This is a genomic window from Synechococcus sp. F70.1 (assembly GCF_047502745.1).
GTDB lineage: Bacteria > Cyanobacteriota > Cyanobacteriia > Thermostichales > Thermostichaceae > Thermostichus.
In genome coordinates, this window is sequence record NZ_JANSJL010000036.1 from 22,692 (window position 1) to 39,784 (window position 17,093).

The window sequence follows — 17,093 nt, forward strand, 5'->3', positions numbered from 1 at the left end:
CAGGACAATTGCTTGCGGGACTGCCGGGCCGATGCTCCGAGGCTGTTTGGCTGGGGGGCTCGGCAGTTCGGCTGCGGCAAGATTCGTTATAATCTGGGTGATGCTTCTTAACACTTGGGCTGCATGAGGAATCCCGTTGTGCGAGCTTTTTTCGTCGGCAAAGCAGTGGCCGATGTTCTGCGCGAGCGTTGGGAAGGCGCTCTTGCCGACCTTGCTGCGGAGGTGGGCAAGCTATGGGCAGAGCTGCAGGAGGGCTGGCAGACTTTTGCCCAGGATGTCATGGCCCGAGCTGAGGCGGAAGCATCGCTAGCTACCCAAGAAATGGCCTCGTCCACCTACAAGGTGGAGGATTTGCAGGCAACTCTAGATGACCTGCGGGCCGAGGTGGCGCAGCTACGCTCTGAGTTGCAGAAGTACCGGAATCGAAACGCTTGAAGGCAAGCACAGCAAAGGGATCCAAGCCTGCTAAGCCCTATACCGCCTACCGGTGGGCCCGAGAGAACTACAGCCGCTGGGGCCGTCTTTTCGACATCTGGCGCTTTGTGCTGACCTGGCTCTTCTATCTCTGGCTGGATCAGCAGGCCTGGAGCTATGGGGGGCAGCCCACGCCAGAGCGAAAGGCTAAACGCCGCCGCGCCCGAGCCATTTGGATCCGCGAGACGTTGCTCCACCTCGGCCCTACCTTTATTAAGGTGGGGCAGTTTTTCTCCACCCGCGCCGATCTCTTCCCCTCCGAGTACGTCGAGGAGCTGTCCAAGCTGCAAGACCAGGTGCCCGCCTTTGGTTACGAACAGGTGGCGGCCATCGTGCAGCAGGAGCTCGGCAAGCCCATTGAGCAGATTTACAGCTACTTCGATCCCACCCCTTTGGCGGCAGCCAGCTTGGGGCAAGTGCATCGCGCCAAGCTAAAAAGCGGCGAAGAAGTGGTGGTGAAGGTACAGCGGCCGGGCTTGGTGCAGCTATTTACCATTGACCTGGAGATCGGTCGCGGCATTGCTGAGTTTTTTCAGCACCACACCCCGTGGGGTGGAGCGGGCCGCGACTGGATTGGCATCTACGAAGAGTGTCGCCGCACCCTCTGGGAGGAGGTGGACTATCTCAACGAGGGCCGCAACGCCGACACTTTCCGCCGCAACTTTCGCGACATGCCCCAGATTGCTGTTCCCAAGGTGTACTGGCGCTACACCTCCCCCCGTCTGCTGACATTGGAATACCTGCCAGGGATCAAAATTAGCGACTACGAGGCGCTGAGCGCGGCGGGATTGGATCGCAAGGCTTTGGCCCGCTTGGGGGCGGAGGCCTATCTGCGGCAACTGCTCAAAGACGGCTTTTTCCACGCCGATCCCCACCCCGGCAATATTGCCGTCAAGCCAGATGGCACGCTGATCTTCTACGACTTCGGCATGATGGGGCGCCTTCGTCCCGGCATCAAGGAAAAACTGGCAGATATGCTAGCAGCAGTGGTGGCCAAGAATGCCGACCAGGTGGTAGCCCTGCTGGTGGAGCTGGGTGTTCTAGTACCCACTGCCGATCTGGCACCAGTACGCCGCTCGGTGCAGTACCTTCTGGATCACTTCCTAGACAAACCCTTCTCCAGCAAGCTGGACGAGATCTCGGTGGCGGCCATCAGCGAAGACCTCTACGAGCTGGCCTATGAGCAGCCGTTTCGCTTCCCCGCCACCTTTACCTTTGTCCTGCGAGCCCTCACGACCCTGGAGGGGCTGGGAAAAGGGCTGGATCCAGAGTTTAACTTTATTGAGGTGGCCAAGCCTTTTGCAGAAGAGCTCATGAACAGTAGCCACCCCGAGAGGGAAACCCTACTGGCTCAGGTCAGCCGCCAGGCGGTAGAGTTTACCAGCACCAGCCTCAGCCTGCCCCGCCGCCTGGAGACGGCCTTAAGTAAATTGGAACAGGGGGAGCTGCGCCTGCGGGTTCGCTCCATTGAGACGGAACGCCTGCTGCGTCAGCTCAACTCGACGGGCTGGGGCACCACTTACGCGGTGCTGTTTGCAACTTTTTTTCTTAGCGCCACGCAGCTATTTTTGGCTGGGCATGCTACTTTAGCGATGGTCACCCTGGCCTTGGCTGTCTTGGCTGCCGCGGCGCTGCTCAGGGTACTCTTAAAGGCAAAGGAATTGGATCGGCTGAGGTGATGCGACGCTATGCTGGCGCTACGGATCCAGGCAAGGTTCGCAGCGGCAATCAGGATGCTTACTACTGCGATCCGGAAGGTCGCTACTTCATCGTTGCCGATGGCATGGGTGGACATGCAGCAGGAGCCGTAGCCAGCCAGCTGGCAGTGGAGACCATTCGAGCCTATTTGGATCGAGGCTGGGAGATGGTGCCGGCGCCCAAGCTCCTTAGCGAAGCAGTGGAAGCCGCCAACGAGGCCATTCTCAAAGATCAGCGGGAAAACCCGCAACGGGCAGACATGGGCACCACTGTGGTGGTGGCGATGGTGGATCCCAACAACAATTGCTGGAGTGCTCACATCGGCGACTCCCGCCTCTACCGCCTGCGCGGATCCCAGCTGCAGCAGATGACGGAAGATCACACCCTAGTCGCTCGCTCGGTTCGCCAGGGGGAGTTAACCCAAGAGCAGGCCCGCATCCACCCCTGGCGGCACATCCTTGAGCGCTGCCTGGGCCGGCCTGACACAGGGCCACCTGCTATCCAACCCATTACCCTGCTTCCTGGGGATCGCCTCCTGTTGTGCAGCGATGGACTAACCGAGGAGCTGGACGACGAAGTCATTGCCGAATATTGCTTGAAGGTGCCAGACCTGGAGCAGCTTGTCCTGGAGTTAATCGAGGCAGCCAAAGAGCGAGGGGGTCGGGACAACATCACGGTCGTTGTTGCCGAGTACGCGTGACGTCCTCCCCTCAATCAAGGTTGGCCTTACCCCAAAATCCAACGAGTGGGAGTTGCGCTGGCAGTGAAAAGCAGGGGCTTGCCAGTCATCTCCCCAGCAAACCCCTACTCGTCGAAAACAGCAGCCCAGTCTTTAGATCTTCGGCTCAAACACCTTCAAGTCTACGATCTTCCCGCCCTTGAAGGTCCAGTGGGCAAAGGTTCCGGCTACGTCTCCGTTTTCATCGAAGTCCAGCGAGCCAGAAGCGCCAGTGTAATTGATGTCTTCCCCTTTCTTCAGCAGCTCCACCGCCTTGGCCCACTCGCCAGGCAGGATTTCGGTGCCAGGGGGATTGGCCACTTGCCGCAGGGCATCGCGGATAGCAGTGCCATCGGTGCTGCCCGCTTTTTGGATGGCCAGAGCCAGAAGGAAGGCAGCATCGTAGGCAGTGTCGATGTAGGGAGTGGGGGGCACTTCCCCGTAGGCAGCTTTGTAGGCTTGAACAAAGCTCTGGTAAGCCTTGGTGTCAGTACGGGCCTGGGGCGAAGTGCCAATGGATCCCTCTAGCTTGTCTGCCCCCACCTGGGCAGCCAGATCAGGAGAGCGCATGCCGTCTGTTAAGACAAAGCGCTTAAATAGCCCCCCTTCCAAGGCTTGCCGCAAGATAACCGCGCCGTTTTCTGGATAGCCAATGACCACCAGCGCCTGGGGGTTCCCTTCCTTGAGCTGATCCAGCTCGCCGCGGTAGGAAGCTTTGCCTGGCTCGTAGGGGACGGCCTTGGTGATCTTGCCCCCCCGCTTCTCAAAGGCAGCCTTGAAACTGTCGGCTAGACCCTGGCCGTAGTCGTTGTTGATGTAGATAACAGCCAGGCGATCCAGCTTCTCTTCACGGGTAATCTGCGCTAGGGCTACCCCTTGGAAAGCATCGGAAGGAACGGTGCGGAACAAAAAGTCATTGTCGTCCAAGGTGGTGATGGTGGGCGCGGTAGAGGCCGGTGAAATTTGCGGAATCTTGCTGGGAACCGTTACTGTCGTGGCCACCGGAATGGTAACACCACTGCCCAAAGCGCCAACAATGGCGGCCACCTTCTCCACGTTCACTAGCCGCTTGGCCGCATCAATAGCCGGCTGCGCTGAAGTTTGGTCATCCGCCTCCACCACTTGAATTTGAGATCCAAGGACGCCGCCAGCTTCGTTGATCTGCTTGAGGGCCAGCTTGATGCCCTTGAGGCAGTTCTCCCCATAGGCCTGCAGGTCGCCCGTCAAAGACAGCAGCGCTCCTATCTTAATCGGGGCTTTGGCTGCTTGCTGAGCTGTGCTTGGCAGCAGGGTGGTGGCCAGTGCTGCTGCTGTCAGGGCTGCCGCCGTCGCGAAGGCCCGCCGGGTCAGTTTGTGCATGGGAGACATAACCAAGAACCTCCAATGAGCTCCAATGAGGGAATAAAACTGCAATTCTCAAAGGTCGATGGTATAGGAGTAGACGTTAGCCCACCTCAAAGGGTTCCCTCCAAGAGCCAACCCAACCCCTGCCAGGGGGCTTCTTGGCAAGCCTATCGGCGAGTTTGGTTAAATAAGCTTCTTTACCCTACGACGAAAGCTCATAAAATAGTGAATCTACTAGGGAATGGAGCTTTCCCAGGGTAGCGGTGTGATCGTTATTGACAACATCTCCAAACAGTTTGGCGGCGTCAATGCCCTAGATCACTGTTCCTTCCGCATCGAAGCTGGTCGGATCACGGGCTTGATTGGTCCCAACGGGGCGGGGAAAACAACTCTTTTCAACATCATTGCCGGTTTTATTCGGCCCAATAGCGGACGCATCTGGCTAGATGGGGAAGACGTCACGGGCTTGCCTCCCCACCAGTTGTTTCAACGTGGGCTGGTGCGCACCTTCCAGATCCCGCGGGAGTTTGGCCGCATGACCGTTCTGGAAAACTTAATGGTTGTTCCTCCCCATCAGGCTGGAGAAAACCTATTTAACGCCTGGTTCCGCTGGCGGCGAGTACAGCGGCAGGAGCGCCAGCTTCAGGCTCGGGCTGAAGAAGTTTTGGAACGGCTCAACCTCATCCACCTGCGGGATCAACTGGCAGTCAACCTTTCGGGCGGGCAAAAGAAGCTGCTGGAACTGGGACGCACCCTGATGACCGATGCGCGGGTCATCCTCTTGGACGAGCCGGGGGCTGGGGTCAACCGCACGTTGCTGGCAGACCTAATCCGCTTTATTGAGTACCTCAACCGCGAGCGCGGCTGCACCTTCTGCATCATTGAACACGACCTGGATCTGGTGACCCGCCTTTGCCACCACGTGGTGGTCATGGCGGGGGGAAGGGTGTTAACCCAGGGACCCATGCAGGAAATTCGGCAAAACCCTGCCGTGCGCGAGGCCTATTTGGGATCTATCGCTTTAGCAGATGCCCTCAGCTCAGAACCGGCCTCCACCCTCTCGCCGGAGGGATCCCCGCCATGACTCCTTTGCTCGAGATTCAAGATCTCTATAGCGGCTACCGCGGCGTGGACATCCTCAAAGGGATCCGCCTCAAGGTCAACCCGGGGCAAATCGTGGTGATCATCGGCCCCAACGGAGCAGGCAAATCGACAGTGCTCAAATCCCTCTTTGGGTTGGCCACCATCCGCTCGGGCCGAGTGCTGTTCCAAGGTTCTGACATCACGCATCTTGCTGCCGAGCAACTGGTGCGGCGGGGGATCGGCTTTGTGCCTCAGACCAACAATGTCTTTCCCTCCCTCACCGTCGAGGAAAACCTGGAGATGGGAGCCTTTATCCGGCGCGACGACTACACTGCCCAACGGGAGCGGGTTTACGAGCTGTTTCCGCCGCTAAGGGAAAAGCGAAAGCAAGCGGCGGGATCCCTCTCCGGCGGGCAGCGGCAGATGCTAGCCATAGGGCGGGCGTTGATGGCGGAGCCGCGACTGTTGTTGCTGGATGAGCCGACAGCCGGCCTGTCGCCGCTGTATGTCGAGCAGACCTTTGCCCTCTTGCAAGAAATCAACCGCCTTGGCGTCAGCATCCTGATGGTGGAGCAAAATGCCAAGCAGGCCCTGAGCTTAGCGGACTGGGGCTACGTCCTCTCGATGGGAGAAAACCGCTTTGAAGATACTGGCCCCAACTTGTTGCGCAATCCCCAGGTGCTGGAGCTGTTTTTAGGGGGCTGAGGCAGGGGCTAAACAGAGCTAGCCAGCTGCAGCTGGCGCAATTGGGCTGCTTGCTTGAGAAGGGCTTCCACGAAGCTCATCGCTTCCTGGGCGGAGTGGCCGGCAGCTAGTTGGGCCAATTCTTCCCGGCGCTCTTCTTCTCCCAGAGGATCCACCCGCACGCAAGTTCGCCCTTCTTGCACCACTTTGTGAACCCGCAGGTGGTGATCCGCTAGGGCAGCAATCAAGGGTTGGTGGGTAACGCAGAGAACCTGGCGGCTACGGGCAAGCTGGTGCAGTTTGGCGGCAATGGCCTGTGCTACCTTGCCGGATACGCCGACGTCGATCTCGTCAAAGACCAGGGTAGCCACCGGATCGACGCGGCTGAAGACTGCTTTTAAGGCCAGGAGAAAACGGCTCATCTCGCCGCCGGAGGCAATGTCGGCTAGCGGTTGCAGGGGCTCCCCAGGGTTGGGACTAAACCAAAAGCTCACCTGATCCACCCCTTCGGCAGTGGGGGATCCGGCTTGAATCTGCACCTGGAACTGCACGCCGCTCATCCCCAGGGGCCTGAGTTCCTCCAGCAGGGCTCTCTCCAGTTTCCGGGCTGCCTGCTGCCGCAGTTGGGAGAGCCTCTGGCAGTGGTGCTCCAGCTCCTGGGCTGCTTGGTTCAGCTGCGCCTCTAGTTCCTCCAAGTCGGTGCTCTCGTCCCGCAGGCGGGCTAGCTCCACCTGCACCCGCTCCGCATGAGCCATCACCTCCGTCAAGGTGGGGCCGTATTTGCGGCAGGCCTGGCGCAGTTGAGCTAAGCGCCGTTCAATTTTGCTTAACCGACTGGGATCGGCCTCCAGGGCCTCGCCGTAGCGCAGCAGCTCCCGCCCCGCTTCCTCTACCTGCACGAGGGCGTTGCTAACCATTTCCGCCAAGGGGGCAAGCTCGGGATCCCGTTGAGCCATGCTCTGCAGCAGCCGCTCGGCCTGGGCCAGGAGATCGGCGATGGCTGGCGAGCCGCTGTCATTTTGGTAGAGCAGTTGGTAGGCGGCATGGCTTTGCTGCCGCAGCTCTACCCGGTGGACTAGGCGCTCCCGCTCCCGCTCCAGTTTGCTCAGCTCCTCGGGATCCTCCAGGCGCAGGGCAGCCAGCTCTCGGGCTTGCAGCTCCAACAGATCTAGGCGCTGCAGGCGTAGTTGTTGACTCTGCTGCCGGGACTCCATTTCAGCTTTGAGCTGGCTCCAGGTCTGGTAGCAAGCTGCCACCTGGGTCCGTGCCCGCAGCAGCTCTTCGCCGCCAAAGGCATCCAGCCAACGGCGCTGGGCTTGAGGGGACTGAATTTGAGCCGTTTGCCCTTGGGCAGTGATCTCCAGCAGTTGGGAGCGCAGCCTGAGCATCTGAGCTTTGTTGACCACCACCCCGTTGACTCGCAGGCGGCTGGTGAGCTTGCCGCTACGCACCACCAGTTCGCGGCTGCAGACCAGGCCCTCTTCCAGGGGCTCAATCTGTTCTTGCTCTAGCCAGGCTTCCAGATCGGCATTGGGTTGAAAGATAGCTTCCACTAGGCCCCGCTTGCTGCCACTGCGCAAAGCCCGCGCTGGCCCGCCCAAAGCCGCATCGAGAGCCTCGAGAATAATGGACTTACCTGCCCCCGTTTCCCCGGTAAGCACGTTGAGCCCTGCCCCAAAGGGGATCTCCAACTGCTCGATCAGGGCGAAGTTTTCAATCCGCAACAGGCTCAGCATAGGGATCCGTCGCCCGAGGCGTCGCTAGCGGTGGCTAGGGCAGTTCTGTCTCAGGTTAGCGCAGCTGCTCCTGGAGCGAGGTTAGAAAGGAAAGGAGGCTGCCCTTAGGTCTCCGGCGTTTCCCCTGGTTTATCGACTTGCTCGGGCGTGGTGTCGAGGGTTTCAGGGGTTGCCGTTACTTCCTGAGCAGGAGGGCTAGGCTCGGTTTCTGGCTCTAGGGCAGCGGATCCAGTGTCAGAAGCAGCAGGCGGGATCCCGGCTTCAGGTTCAGAAGCAGCAGCGGTGGAGGGAACGGCTTCTTCTTGCTTTTGCCGCTCGTAGCGGCGCCGTTTGAGGGCTTCGTCCACCCAGACATAGACCAAGCTGAGAAGGGAGAGCCCTGCCGTTGCCACTAAAACCCAGAGTAGAGTGTTGTCTATCGCCATTAGGTGCAATCCACCAAACGCTGCTGCCTGTGGAGAAATGCTGCTTCCTGAATCTTACCGTTGAAGTTGCACTGCCTAGTCCAAAGACGGAAGCCGTCTGCCATGCGCTACCTCAAGTTTTATAAACCCTACGGCGTGCTCACCCAGTTTACCGACCCGGCAGGGCGCCTCACCCTCAAGGCCTTCATCCCAGTGCCCAGGGTCTATCCAGTGGGGCGGCTAGATCGCGATAGCGAAGGACTGCTCTTGCTCACCGATGACGGCCAGCTCCACGCCCGCCTGATCGATCCCAAGTTTGGCCACAAGCGCACCTACTGGGTGCAGGTGGAAGGGATCCCTACGCCGCAGGCTCTGCAACAGTTGCAAGAGGGAGTGATCATCCAGGGGCGAAAGACCCGACCGGCTGAGGTTAGAGTTCTGGCCGAGGAGCCGGATCTGCCACCGCGGGATCCGCCCATTCGCTTTCGCCGCTCCATCCCCACCACCTGGCTGGAGCTGACGCTGCGGGAAGGTCGCAATCGCCAGGTGCGCCGCATGACTGCTGCGGTCGGGATCCCGACGCTAAGGCTGGTGCGGGTAGGACTAGGCCCCCTTTCCCTAGCAGGTCTGGCTCCTGGCCAGTGGCAGGATCTCAGCGAGGCGGAGTTGGCCCGCTTGCGGCAGTGCTGTTTTGGCCAGTCGCGCCGTCCTCGGCTTGGGCGAGAGTTACAGCACCCCTTTTGAGCTGGGGATCCCATCTTGTCGGCGCGGATCCCGTTCTACGGCCATGCGCAGGGCGCGGGCAAAGGCCTTGAAACTGGCCTCGACGATGTGGTGGGCATTGAGACCAGCAACCTGGCGGATGTGCAGGGTAAGCTGGGCGTGGTTGGCCACCGCCTGGTAGAACTCGCGCACCAACTGGGTTTCGTAGCGGCCAATGCGTTCGACGGTCAGCTCCAGACCATAGCTGAGGTGGGGGCGCCCGGAAAAGTCCAGCACCACCTGCACCAGCGCCTCATCCAACGGAGCCCAGAAGTGACCAAAACGGTAAATGCCGCGCCGATCCTGCAGCGCCTGCGCCAGCGCCTGTCCCAGGGCAATGCCCACGTCCTCATTGGTGTGGTGGTCGTCGATGTGCAGATCCCCCACGGCCTTGATCTGGAGATCAATTAGCCCATGGGTGCTGAGCTGGGCCAGCATGTGGTCCAAGAAGGGGATCCCGGTGTCGATCTCGTACTGCCCTCTGCCATCGAGGTTGAGATGCACTTGAACGTCCGTTTCGTTGGTGCGGCGGTGAACCGAGGCCGTCCTGGGCTGCAGCAGGCGGGGGGAGTCGATGGCTGTCATGGCAAGGGTAGGGGAGCACTAGGAAGTCCCAGCTCTAGGATCGCACAGGTAGGGGTGTCAGAATCAGCGTCTTTCGCAAGGGGGGCAGGCGGGCTCAGGTTGCAGAGGGGGAGAGTGTTCCTTGCAGGATTGGCAACAGATTCAACGGGCCCTCAAGCAGTATTGGGGCTACGAGGCACTGCGCCCACCTCAGGAGCGGGTCATCCGTGCCTTGCTGGAGAAGCGGGATGCACTGGTGGTGTTGCCGACGGGTTTCGGCAAGTCTCTGTGCTTTCAACTGCCGGCCTTGCTGCAGACAGGGCTGACCCTGGTGGTCTCGCCTCTGATTGCCCTGATGGAAGACCAGGTGCAGGATCTCTGGAAGCGCCGTCTGCCGGCGGCCTGTTTGCACAGCGAGCTGGATCCAGCTCTGCGCAAGCGGGTGTTGCGGGCTTTGGAGGAGAACCGGCTGCGTCTACTGTATCTGGGGCCGGAAACCCTCTTCAGCCCGCCAGTCTGGGAGCGGCTGCAGCAGGTGCCCCTCAACGGCCTCATTGTCGACGAGGCGCACACCTTGGTGCACTGGGGGGGATCCTTCCGGCCCGACTACCGCCGTCTGGGATTGGTGCGCCCTGCCCTGGGCCAGCCTGCCTTTCCCATTGCTGCCTTTACCGCCACTGCCGATCCCGAAACCCTCAGCCGCCTGCGCCACATCCTCGACCTGCAGAATCCGGAATGCATTCGCGCTGACCCGCTGCGAACCAACATTTCTCTCAACGTGGCGGTGGCCTGGAGCCCAGCGGATCGCCGTCGGCGCCTGCTGCGCTTTCTGGCGGAAAACCCCGGCTCGGGCCTGGTGTACGTGCGCACGCGGCGGGATGGGGAGGAGCTGGCCGAGTGGTTGGGCCGCCGCAACCAGAAAACCGCCACCTACCACGGCGGCCTGGAGGCGGGATCCCGCCGTCGGCTGGAGCGGGCTTGGCTGGAGGGCGAGCTGCGCTTTCTGGTCTGCACCAACGCCTTCGGCTTGGGGATCAACAAGCCCGACGTGCGCTGGGTGCTGCACTTTCACCCGCCCCCCAACTTAATGGACTACCTGCAGGAGGTGGGGCGGGGCGGGCGGGATGGCGGCCCTTGCCAGGCCCTGATGTTGGTCTCCGAGCCGACAGGCCTCTTGGATCCCACCGATCGCCAGCGCCAAGCCTATTTCTATTCCCAGCAGGAGCGCTTGCTGGCCCAGGCGCGGCGTTTGCTGCAAACGCTGCCCCCCCAGGGATCCTACGCCGACTTGCCCCCCGGAGAGACGCGGGTGGCCCTGGGCCTGCTGCAGGAGATGGGCTGTCTGCATTGGCCAGATCCCTTTCACTTTCAAGTGCTGCACCGCCGCTGGCAGCCGCCGCCGCGGCAGGATCCCTGGCAGGGGATGGACGACTTCATCCACAGCCGCGGCTGTCGCTGGCAGGTCATCCTGCGGCATTTTGGCTACCCTGAGAACCAGCCTGGTCTGCCCTGCGGCACCTGCGACCGCTGCCGGGCTTCCCAAAGGCGCTGATGGGTGCTTGCCCAGCCTTGTGGCCAGCGATAGGATCCCCTCGCTGAAGACTTTCCTGGAGTGTCCATGGGTAGTTCTGGACCCCCGGTTGCAGCGCTTGAGCAGCCCTTGTCCCTGGCAAAGCAGGTGGCGCAACTGCTAGTGGTGCCGGTCTCGGCCCGCCTGGGATCCCAGGCTCCTCCCCGAGAGGTTCTCAAGCGGCTGATCCAAGAGGTGGGGATTGGAGGCATCTGGATTACCGATGGCCATGTGGCTGAGGCCCTGCTCCTCATTGAGGAGGCGCAGTCTTGGGCGACTCTGCCCCTTCTTGTGGCAGCCGAGGCCAGTCGCGGCCTGGCTCTGCAGGGAGCCACTTCCTTCCCCCACCCCCTGGGCCTGAGCCGCCTGGGCTCTGAGGCCGAGCGCTGGGCGGAACAGTGGGGAAGGATCACGGCGCGGGAGGCGGCGGCCATCGGCATCAACTGGCTGCTTGGCCCGGTGGCTGAGCCCCTGGGGCAGGGTCTAGCAAGACTGGCGCTGGCGGAGGAGCCACAGCTGGCGTTGCAACTGGCGCGGGCCTTTGTGCGCGGCTGCGAGCAAGCGGTTCCGGAGGGGATTCTAACCACCGCCAGAGCCTTCCCCGGCCAGGGCTGGGCAGAGGGGCGGGCCAACCCCCTGCTGTTGCTAAAGCCAACTGCTGACCCCTGGTGTCCTCGCCTAAGCCTCACCTTGGAGGAGCTGCAAGCAGGACCCTGGCTGCCGTTCCGCGGTCTGGTGGACCAGGTAGGAGCCATCTCGGTTGCGCCAGTGGTGCTGCCGGAGTGGGACGAGCGCTGGCCGCTCTCTCTTTTGCCGGGGCGGCTGACCCAGCTGCTGCGCCAAGAGTGGGGGTTTAGCGGTCTCATTGTGGCAGAGGGCCTCGACCAAAACTTCCTAGCCAACCTGGCTGATCCCCCCCTGCTGGTGGTGCGGGCTCTCCAGGCCGGCGCCGACCTCCTTTTGGCCCCTCCCGACCCTTTGGCGGCTCTCGCAGCCGTTGTGGAAGCTGTGCAGCGGGGATCCCTAGACCCCCAGGCCATTGCCCAGTCGGTAACGCGGCTGCTGCGGGCTAAGCAGCGGCTTTTTCCCTCCGCCTCCGCCCTACTCAAGCAGGTGTGGCCGCCCCTGGCAGAAACGGACTTTAGCTTGCTGCCTGGCTGGATGGGGGCTCAGGTCAACCGCGGTTTTCCCGACGAGCACTTAAAACCCTTGCTACTGGGGGATCCCCTCGCCAAAGATTCACCCCTTGCCAAGCTGTTTAGCGCCCGCTCCCATCTTCCTAGGGCTGCCCAGTTGGGATCTCTTCTAGCCGAGAGCGACATTGCCCCTTGTCAGGCAGCCATGGCCCGCGGCGGAGTGACCGGCGGTCAGCCTCTGCCTCTCCCCTTGCCGCCTGGCAGTTGGAACTGGATCTGGCAAGATCTCTCCCTGGGCACTGAGGCAGTGCTCCTAGCCGAGTCCCCTGCCCTAAGCATTCCCGCGAGCTTGGGTCTTCCGCCCCTACTCAGCCATTCCCTTACCCCCTTGAGCTTGCTGGAGGCAGCCCTTAGCAGCGGCGGCCAGTTGATTCTCCAGGCTTTTGTCCACGAGGCTCTGCCCAACTACGTGGTGGATTGGCTAAGGCGGTGGCGGGAGCGGATAGCAGCCGTTGTTACTTATGGAAACTTGGCGGTTTGTCATCGCCTCCAGAGTTACTTCCAATGGACCAACGCCATCCACAGCCTCAACGCCGATTCCCTCGCTCAATTGGCAGTCATGCAACGCCTGTTTCCCAGCCGACCCCTGCTGGAGAAGGGCAGGCTTCAGCAAGCTGCTGCAGATCATTAAGAGAAAGTTAATGCCGTTACGGATTGTTGGCAGGAAGGGGCTCCTAAGCTATTGTATTGGTGGAAATGTAAAAGATTGAAACGTCTCTCTCAGGGTTGTCGGCTGTGCCTTTCTTTTTCCCCCACCTCGACATTTCCGGTAGCCCTCGCTTGGCTTCTGGCGGGGGAGGAGGGCAAGCCTGCTCTCAGCCCTCCAGGTGGCAGCCCCTGAGCCCATTTTTTGCCCTCCTGCAGGCGATGTGGTCAGTTGACTGGGCGAGGAACCTGGGACTGGGTCTAGCTCTTGTGGGTCTAGCGGTCTTTGGCTGGAGTTGGCTAGCGGCAGCCATGCGGCCGGATCCCTACACCGAGGCTGTTTTAAGTCTAGAAGGACAAGCCAGCAGGGGAGCCTCGCTATTTGCCCTTAACTGTGCGGCTTGCCATGGCGAAGAAGGGGATGGCCGTGTGGGCCCCAGCCTGCGGGGAGTAAGCAGCCGCCGCTCCGACCGGTTTATCATTGACCGAGTAACTAGCGGCAAAACTCCGCCCATGCCCCAGTTTCAGCCCGATCCCCAAGCAATGGCAGACTTGCTTAGCTACCTGAAAACGCTCTGAGGCCGGCTCATGGGCCTGACACAGCAGCTTGCTTGCTATGCTCTCTGGCTGGCCTCCGTTTTTGCTTTTGCGGAATGGCTGCGCTCCCAGCAGGTAGACGGCGAATGGGTGCGCAAAGTTATCCACATTGGCGTAGGCAACATCATCTTGCTGGCCTGGGCCCTCCAGGTGCCCCGCTGGGTGGGAGTGGGGTTCTCCCTGGTGTTTGCGGGCTTGGCGCTGCTCTCCTACCGCGTGGCCATCTTGCCTAGCCTAAACGGCGTTGGGCGGCGCAGCTTCGGTACTTTTTTTTACGCTGTCAGCATTGGTCTATTGCTCTTCTGGTTTTGGCGGCCCCAGCAACAAGTTTTCGCTGTCATCGGCATTCTGGTGATGACCTGGGCCGATGCCCTGGCAGGGCTGGTGGGCAAAAGCTGGGGCAAACACCTGTATCGACTGGGATCTCTCCAAAAAAGCTGGGAGGGATCCCTGACCATGTGGGTGGTGAGCAGCTTGGTGATGGCGCTGCTGCTTGTGGGGTACTTTGGCTTCTCTCCCTTGTTGCTTGCCATCAGCGTCGGGGTGGGAGGGGTGGCCATGGGCTTGGAGATGTTGTCTTGGTGGGGGCTGGACAATCTGACTGTGCCATTGGGCAGCGCCAGTCTCTGCTTTGCTCTGCTGCAGCTTCTCAACTATCTGTAACGATGGCTACCAGTTACAGGCCAGACTAAGCCCAGGCCCAGCAGGGGCTGCTCTTCTTAGCCGCCCTCGCGCTGCCGGGGAGTACGGCGGGCCTTCCCCAACAAACTAGAGGTGGGACTCGTCGCCGCTCAGCAGCCAGGTAACCGAGACCCCCAGCGCCTTGGCAAAAGCCACCAGTTCTCTGTCGATGACCCGCCGTTTGCCCTTTTCCACCTGGCCAACCTTAACGTAGTCCAAATGCACACCGTACTTGGCCAGGCGACCCGCCAGTTGATCCTGGGTTAGCTGCAACTTCTCCCGTACCCAGCGCACCCGCTCTCCAATCAAGTTGGCCGCAGGGCGGTGCTGGTCTTTTCCAGCCTGGGGAGTCTGATGGCTTCTCCGGCGCCCCATGGTAGCCTAAGCTAGCACGATTTTGTCGGAGCAGGTAGCCTAGCGGTCTCCTAGGCATCCTACATCAAGCTCTGGATCGAAAATTGCTCACAGCCGTTTATGTCCAGGATGCTTGACCTATCAGTCTCTGTTACTCCCGCCTATGGAGAGGAGAATTCTTAGCAAGAATGACTAGCATGATCGATTTTCGCTCACACAGGAGGAGAAACTTCCCTAGACTAGGAAGTGAAGTTCTCTCCTCAGGTGGCTGTGGTTTTCTCTCGTCCTTTATCCCCTCAGGAGCTCGAGGAGCCCTGGCCGGAGGCTCTGGATTCGGCTGCAGAGGCTGACTTAGAGGCCAGTAGCCGGCGCCTCAATGAAGATGCGGTCGACCACTACTTGAATACGATTGGCCGGGTGCCCCGCATCGATCACGCGGAAGAAATCGAGCTGGCGCGCAAAATTCAGCAGAAGCTGCTCATTGATCAAGCCCGCAAGGAATGGCGGCAGCAGCGGGGGCAGGATCCCAGCGATGAGGAATTGGCGGCAGCCCTGCAGATCCCTGTAGCTACTCTGCGCTCGCGCATCCGCCAGGGAGAGCAAGCTCAGCGCAAGCTCATCAACGCCAACCTGCGTCTGGTGGTCAGTGTGGCCAAGAAGTACCTCAACCGGGGGGTGCCCTTTCTGGACTTAATCCAAGAGGGCAACATGGGCCTCATTCGAGCCACTGAGAAATTCAATGCCGAGCGAGGTTTTCGCTTCAGCACCTACGCCCACTGGTGGATTCGCCAAGGCATTACCCGCTGCATTGCCAACCAAGCCCGAACCATCCGCCTGCCAGTGCACATGGTGGACAAAGTGCGCTTGCTCAAGCGCACCAACCGCGAGCTCATGAAGGCCCGAGGACGGCGGCCTACCGAAGCCGAGCTGGCTGAGGCACTGGGCATCAAGATCAAGAAGTTGCGCCTGATCCAACAGGCTGCCGCTTTGCCTCTGTCGTTGGATGTGCCGGTTGGCCAGGAAGGGGAAAGCCGCCTGGGAGATCTGCTGCCGGATGAACGGCAGGAGCAACCCTTTGAGGAGATCCTGGAGCAATCCCTGCGGCAAGATGTGCGTTCTGCCCTGCAGACCCTGAAGCCCATTGAGAGGCAAGTGTTGGAGTTGCGCTATGGGCTAGACGGGCAAAGGGCAAGAACCCTGCAAGAAGTGGGGGATCACTTTAACTTGACGCGGGAGCGGATTCGGCAGATCGAACGGGATGCCTTGCGCAAGCTACGGGTGGGCCGTTCTTCGCGAACTTTGGTGCAGTACCTTCGCTAGGTTTGGCTCCAGGGGCTACTAAGGACTCGCTACAGAGATAGACCCAGCTTCAGGCCCAGCAGGGCATGGGTAAAGAGCAAGCAAAGAATGAGGCTGCCCAAATAGGCATGGGCTGTGCGCCAGGTCTCACGGTTGCCGCCAAAACCGCTCAGGGACAAAGCACTGTTGGCCGCCAGCAGCAGCAACACCAGGGATCCCGTCCAGAAGTGAGGGCTCCTCAGCAGGGGCTGGCCCTGCATCACAAGAGAAAGAAGGCCGCCGGTGTAGCCCAAGGCAATGAAGGTGGCCATCCAGGGGGCTACTTTGCGGTGATCCAAGAGGGGCTTTTGGGCCGATTCCGATAGGGAGCCCCCGCCTGCCAGGCGCAAGACCCGCCCCCGCCAGCCTGTTAGGCCAACAAAGCTGCCCATGACCACTACCACAATGCCCATCATCAGAGGATGTCCCCATTGCACAACTGGTTGGGGCAGGTTGAAGCCAGCAAAGAACTGGGCTACTGGCTGCAAGGCAGCCGTCAACGACTCGGAAACTGCCGACAGATCGGGCAAGGCCAAGCCCAACATAGGGATCCCTCCACTAGCGCCACAAACCCACAGTCTGTAACAAATCTACAACAAACCTACCCTGGATGACAGCGGCTAGCCAGAGGCTTCAGGGGAACACCTGGCGACGGTAAAATGTCTAGCGGTGAAGGGGCGGCCGAGGGCAGATCCCTGGCTGCAGACGCTAGCGAGCACAACGGAGTTATTCCCATGGCCAAGTTGTTGTTGGGGGATCAGTCCTTTGAGGTGGAGCTACTGACGGATGTGCCCACCAATTGGCCTGGAATTAAAGTCATGTCCAAGGGAGCTAAGCTAGATATCCCCCCAGGAACGGTGGTGAGGGTGGAGTCCGAGGATGACCACATAGCGGGCTCCTACAAGGTGGTCTATCGTTTGGCACCTGCCTATCCCCGCAGCTGGCGACTCCTCTTGGAGCGGGCAAGTGCCGAGATTGCCCAGGCGGCAGCAGCTTCCCCATCTAAGGCTGCCCCAGCTAGCCCTGCCTCAGGCCCCTCAGCGCCCAACCGCGATAAGGTCTTTACCATCAAGGTATCCGGCCTGGTAGGAGGAGGCGTGCGCAAGAGCGTTGTCGAGTACAAAGTGCCCTTCAGCCGGCTCTCCCAAGAAGTTAAGCGGATTACCCAAATGGGAGGCAAAATCGTCAGCATTACAGAGTCCAATTTGTTGAGCAACCTCAGCTAACTTGCCTAGAAGGCAGCTG

At 60.6% G+C, this 17,093-nt stretch carries 18 protein-coding genes; 12 read left to right on the forward strand and 6 right to left on the reverse strand.

Going from position 1 to position 17,093, the window contains the following annotated elements; translation table 11 throughout:
* The first annotated feature begins 123 nt into the window (after positions 1-123).
* From NW860_RS02790 to NW860_RS02800, 3 genes are read left to right on the forward strand one after another with little or no spacing between them, the layout of a single operon-like run.
* A complete protein-coding gene (locus NW860_RS02790; protein WP_414393277.1) occupies positions 124-435 on the forward strand; it encodes a DUF6825 family protein in 312 nt (103 codons plus the stop codon).
* On the forward strand, positions 432-2,153 hold the full coding sequence (locus tag NW860_RS02795; protein WP_414512251.1) for an ABC1 kinase family protein: 1,722 nt from the start codon (positions 432-434) through the stop codon (positions 2,151-2,153). Before NW860_RS02790 ends, NW860_RS02795 begins: the two co-directional genes overlap by 4 nt.
* Entirely contained in the window at positions 2,153-2,872 is a 720-nt protein-coding gene (locus NW860_RS02800) for a Stp1/IreP family PP2C-type Ser/Thr phosphatase (protein WP_414512291.1), read from the forward strand. Before NW860_RS02795 ends, NW860_RS02800 begins: the two co-directional genes overlap by 1 nt.
* A 132-nt stretch (positions 2,873-3,004) precedes the next feature.
* On the opposite strand, the gene NW860_RS02805 is transcribed toward NW860_RS02800, so the two are convergent.
* Positions 3,005-4,258, reverse strand: a complete 1,254-nt coding sequence (locus tag NW860_RS02805; protein ID WP_414512253.1) for an ABC transporter substrate-binding protein — start codon at positions 4,256-4,258, stop codon at positions 3,005-3,007.
* A 241-nt stretch (positions 4,259-4,499) separates the two neighbouring features.
* Between NW860_RS02805 and NW860_RS02810 the strand changes: the two genes are divergently transcribed.
* Positions 4,500-5,318 carry an ABC transporter ATP-binding protein gene (locus NW860_RS02810; protein WP_414393270.1) on the forward strand — a complete coding sequence of 273 codons (819 nt, stop codon included), beginning with the start codon at positions 4,500-4,502 and terminating at the stop codon, positions 5,316-5,318.
* Positions 5,315-6,022, forward strand: a complete 708-nt coding sequence (locus tag NW860_RS02815) for an ABC transporter ATP-binding protein (protein WP_414393268.1) — start codon at positions 5,315-5,317, stop codon at positions 6,020-6,022. The genes NW860_RS02810 and NW860_RS02815 overlap by 4 nt, the downstream gene beginning before the upstream one ends.
* Positions 6,023-6,030: 8 nt before the next feature.
* Here the strand turns inward: NW860_RS02815 and recN are convergent, their stop codons facing one another.
* Both recN and NW860_RS02825 read right to left on the reverse strand, forming a co-directional pair.
* Positions 6,031-7,737, reverse strand: a complete 1,707-nt coding sequence (gene recN / locus NW860_RS02820; RefSeq protein WP_414512256.1) for a DNA repair protein RecN — start codon at positions 7,735-7,737, stop codon at positions 6,031-6,033.
* A gap of 104 nt (positions 7,738-7,841) precedes the next feature.
* On the reverse strand, positions 7,842-8,162 hold the full coding sequence (locus NW860_RS02825; RefSeq protein WP_414393264.1) for a hypothetical protein: 321 nt from the start codon (positions 8,160-8,162) through the stop codon (positions 7,842-7,844).
* Positions 8,163-8,264: 102 nt separating this feature from the next.
* On the opposite strand from NW860_RS02825, the gene NW860_RS02830 reads away from it, so the two are divergent.
* Positions 8,265-8,885, forward strand: a complete 621-nt coding sequence (locus NW860_RS02830) for a pseudouridine synthase (protein WP_414512258.1) — start codon at positions 8,265-8,267, stop codon at positions 8,883-8,885.
* On the opposite strand, the gene hisB is transcribed toward NW860_RS02830, so the two are convergent.
* Positions 8,868-9,488 (reverse strand): imidazoleglycerol-phosphate dehydratase HisB, encoded by a 621-nt coding sequence (hisB, locus tag NW860_RS02835; protein ID WP_099812743.1) that lies wholly within the window; start codon positions 9,486-9,488, stop codon positions 8,868-8,870. The two genes, NW860_RS02830 and hisB, sit on opposite strands and share 18 nt — an antisense overlap.
* Positions 9,489-9,609: 121 nt before the next feature.
* Here hisB and NW860_RS02840 point away from each other — a divergent pair, with 121 nt between their 5' ends.
* From NW860_RS02840 to NW860_RS02855, 4 genes are all read left to right on the forward strand, one after another.
* Positions 9,610-11,019 carry a RecQ family ATP-dependent DNA helicase gene (locus tag NW860_RS02840; protein ID WP_414512260.1) on the forward strand — a complete coding sequence of 470 codons (1,410 nt, stop codon included), beginning with the start codon at positions 9,610-9,612 and terminating at the stop codon, positions 11,017-11,019.
* A 108-nt stretch (positions 11,020-11,127) separates the two neighbouring features.
* Positions 11,128-12,864 carry a glycoside hydrolase family 3 N-terminal domain-containing protein gene (locus tag NW860_RS02845; protein ID WP_414512262.1) on the forward strand — a complete coding sequence of 579 codons (1,737 nt, stop codon included), beginning with the start codon at positions 11,128-11,130 and terminating at the stop codon, positions 12,862-12,864.
* A 104-nt stretch (positions 12,865-12,968) separates the two neighbouring features.
* Positions 12,969-13,457: a c-type cytochrome gene (locus tag NW860_RS02850; protein ID WP_414393258.1), complete on the forward strand. Its 489-nt coding sequence runs from the start codon at positions 12,969-12,971 to the stop codon at positions 13,455-13,457.
* Between the two features lie 9 nt (positions 13,458-13,466).
* A complete protein-coding gene (locus NW860_RS02855) occupies positions 13,467-14,138 on the forward strand; it encodes a diacylglycerol/polyprenol kinase family protein (RefSeq protein ID WP_414393257.1) in 672 nt (223 codons plus the stop codon).
* 105 nt (positions 14,139-14,243) lie between these two features.
* Here NW860_RS02855 and NW860_RS02860 read toward each other — a convergent pair whose 3' ends face one another.
* Positions 14,244-14,531 (reverse strand): helix-turn-helix domain-containing protein, encoded by a 288-nt coding sequence (locus NW860_RS02860; protein WP_414393255.1) that lies wholly within the window; start codon positions 14,529-14,531, stop codon positions 14,244-14,246.
* 225 nt (positions 14,532-14,756) lie between these two features.
* Here NW860_RS02860 and NW860_RS02865 point away from each other — a divergent pair, with 225 nt between their 5' ends.
* The gene (locus tag NW860_RS02865) at positions 14,757-15,830 is read left to right on the forward strand and encodes an RpoD/SigA family RNA polymerase sigma factor (RefSeq protein WP_414512265.1); all 1,074 of its coding nucleotides are present in this window, start codon (positions 14,757-14,759) and stop codon (positions 15,828-15,830) included.
* A 29-nt stretch (positions 15,831-15,859) separates the two neighbouring features.
* Here NW860_RS02865 and NW860_RS02870 read toward each other — a convergent pair whose 3' ends face one another.
* On the reverse strand, positions 15,860-16,393 hold the full coding sequence (locus NW860_RS02870; RefSeq protein WP_414393251.1) for a DUF4079 domain-containing protein: 534 nt from the start codon (positions 16,391-16,393) through the stop codon (positions 15,860-15,862).
* 189 nt (positions 16,394-16,582) lie between these two features.
* On the opposite strand from NW860_RS02870, the gene NW860_RS02875 reads away from it, so the two are divergent.
* Entirely contained in the window at positions 16,583-17,074 is a 492-nt protein-coding gene (locus tag NW860_RS02875; RefSeq protein WP_414512267.1) for a phycobilisome linker polypeptide, read from the forward strand.
* Positions 17,075-17,093 lie beyond the last annotated feature (19 nt).

Bases quoted from the DNA above. Each gene is read 5' to 3' on its own strand.
- NW860_RS02800 (WP_414512291.1), top strand. From the start codon at position 2,153: ATGCGACGCTATGCTGGCGCTACGGATCCAGGCAAGGTTCGCAGCGGC.
- hisB (WP_099812743.1), bottom strand. From the start codon at position 9,488: ATGACAGCCATCGACTCCCCCCGCCTGCTGCAGCCCAGGACGGCCTCG.
- NW860_RS02860 (WP_414393255.1), bottom strand. From the start codon at position 14,531: ATGGGGCGCCGGAGAAGCCATCAGACTCCCCAGGCTGGAAAAGACCAG.
- NW860_RS02790 (WP_414393277.1), top strand. From the start codon at position 124: ATGAGGAATCCCGTTGTGCGAGCTTTTTTCGTCGGCAAAGCAGTGGCC.
- recN (WP_414512256.1), bottom strand. From the start codon at position 7,737: ATGCTGAGCCTGTTGCGGATTGAAAACTTCGCCCTGATCGAGCAGTTG.
- NW860_RS02830 (WP_414512258.1), top strand. From the start codon at position 8,265: ATGCGCTACCTCAAGTTTTATAAACCCTACGGCGTGCTCACCCAGTTT.
- NW860_RS02815 (WP_414393268.1), top strand. From the start codon at position 5,315: ATGACTCCTTTGCTCGAGATTCAAGATCTCTATAGCGGCTACCGCGGC.
- NW860_RS02875 (WP_414512267.1), top strand. From the start codon at position 16,583: ATGGCCAAGTTGTTGTTGGGGGATCAGTCCTTTGAGGTGGAGCTACTG.
- NW860_RS02855 (WP_414393257.1), top strand. From the start codon at position 13,467: ATGGGCCTGACACAGCAGCTTGCTTGCTATGCTCTCTGGCTGGCCTCC.
- NW860_RS02825 (WP_414393264.1), bottom strand. From the start codon at position 8,162: ATGGCGATAGACAACACTCTACTCTGGGTTTTAGTGGCAACGGCAGGG.
- NW860_RS02870 (WP_414393251.1), bottom strand. From the start codon at position 16,393: ATGTTGGGCTTGGCCTTGCCCGATCTGTCGGCAGTTTCCGAGTCGTTG.
- NW860_RS02805 (WP_414512253.1), bottom strand. From the start codon at position 4,258: ATGTCTCCCATGCACAAACTGACCCGGCGGGCCTTCGCGACGGCGGCA.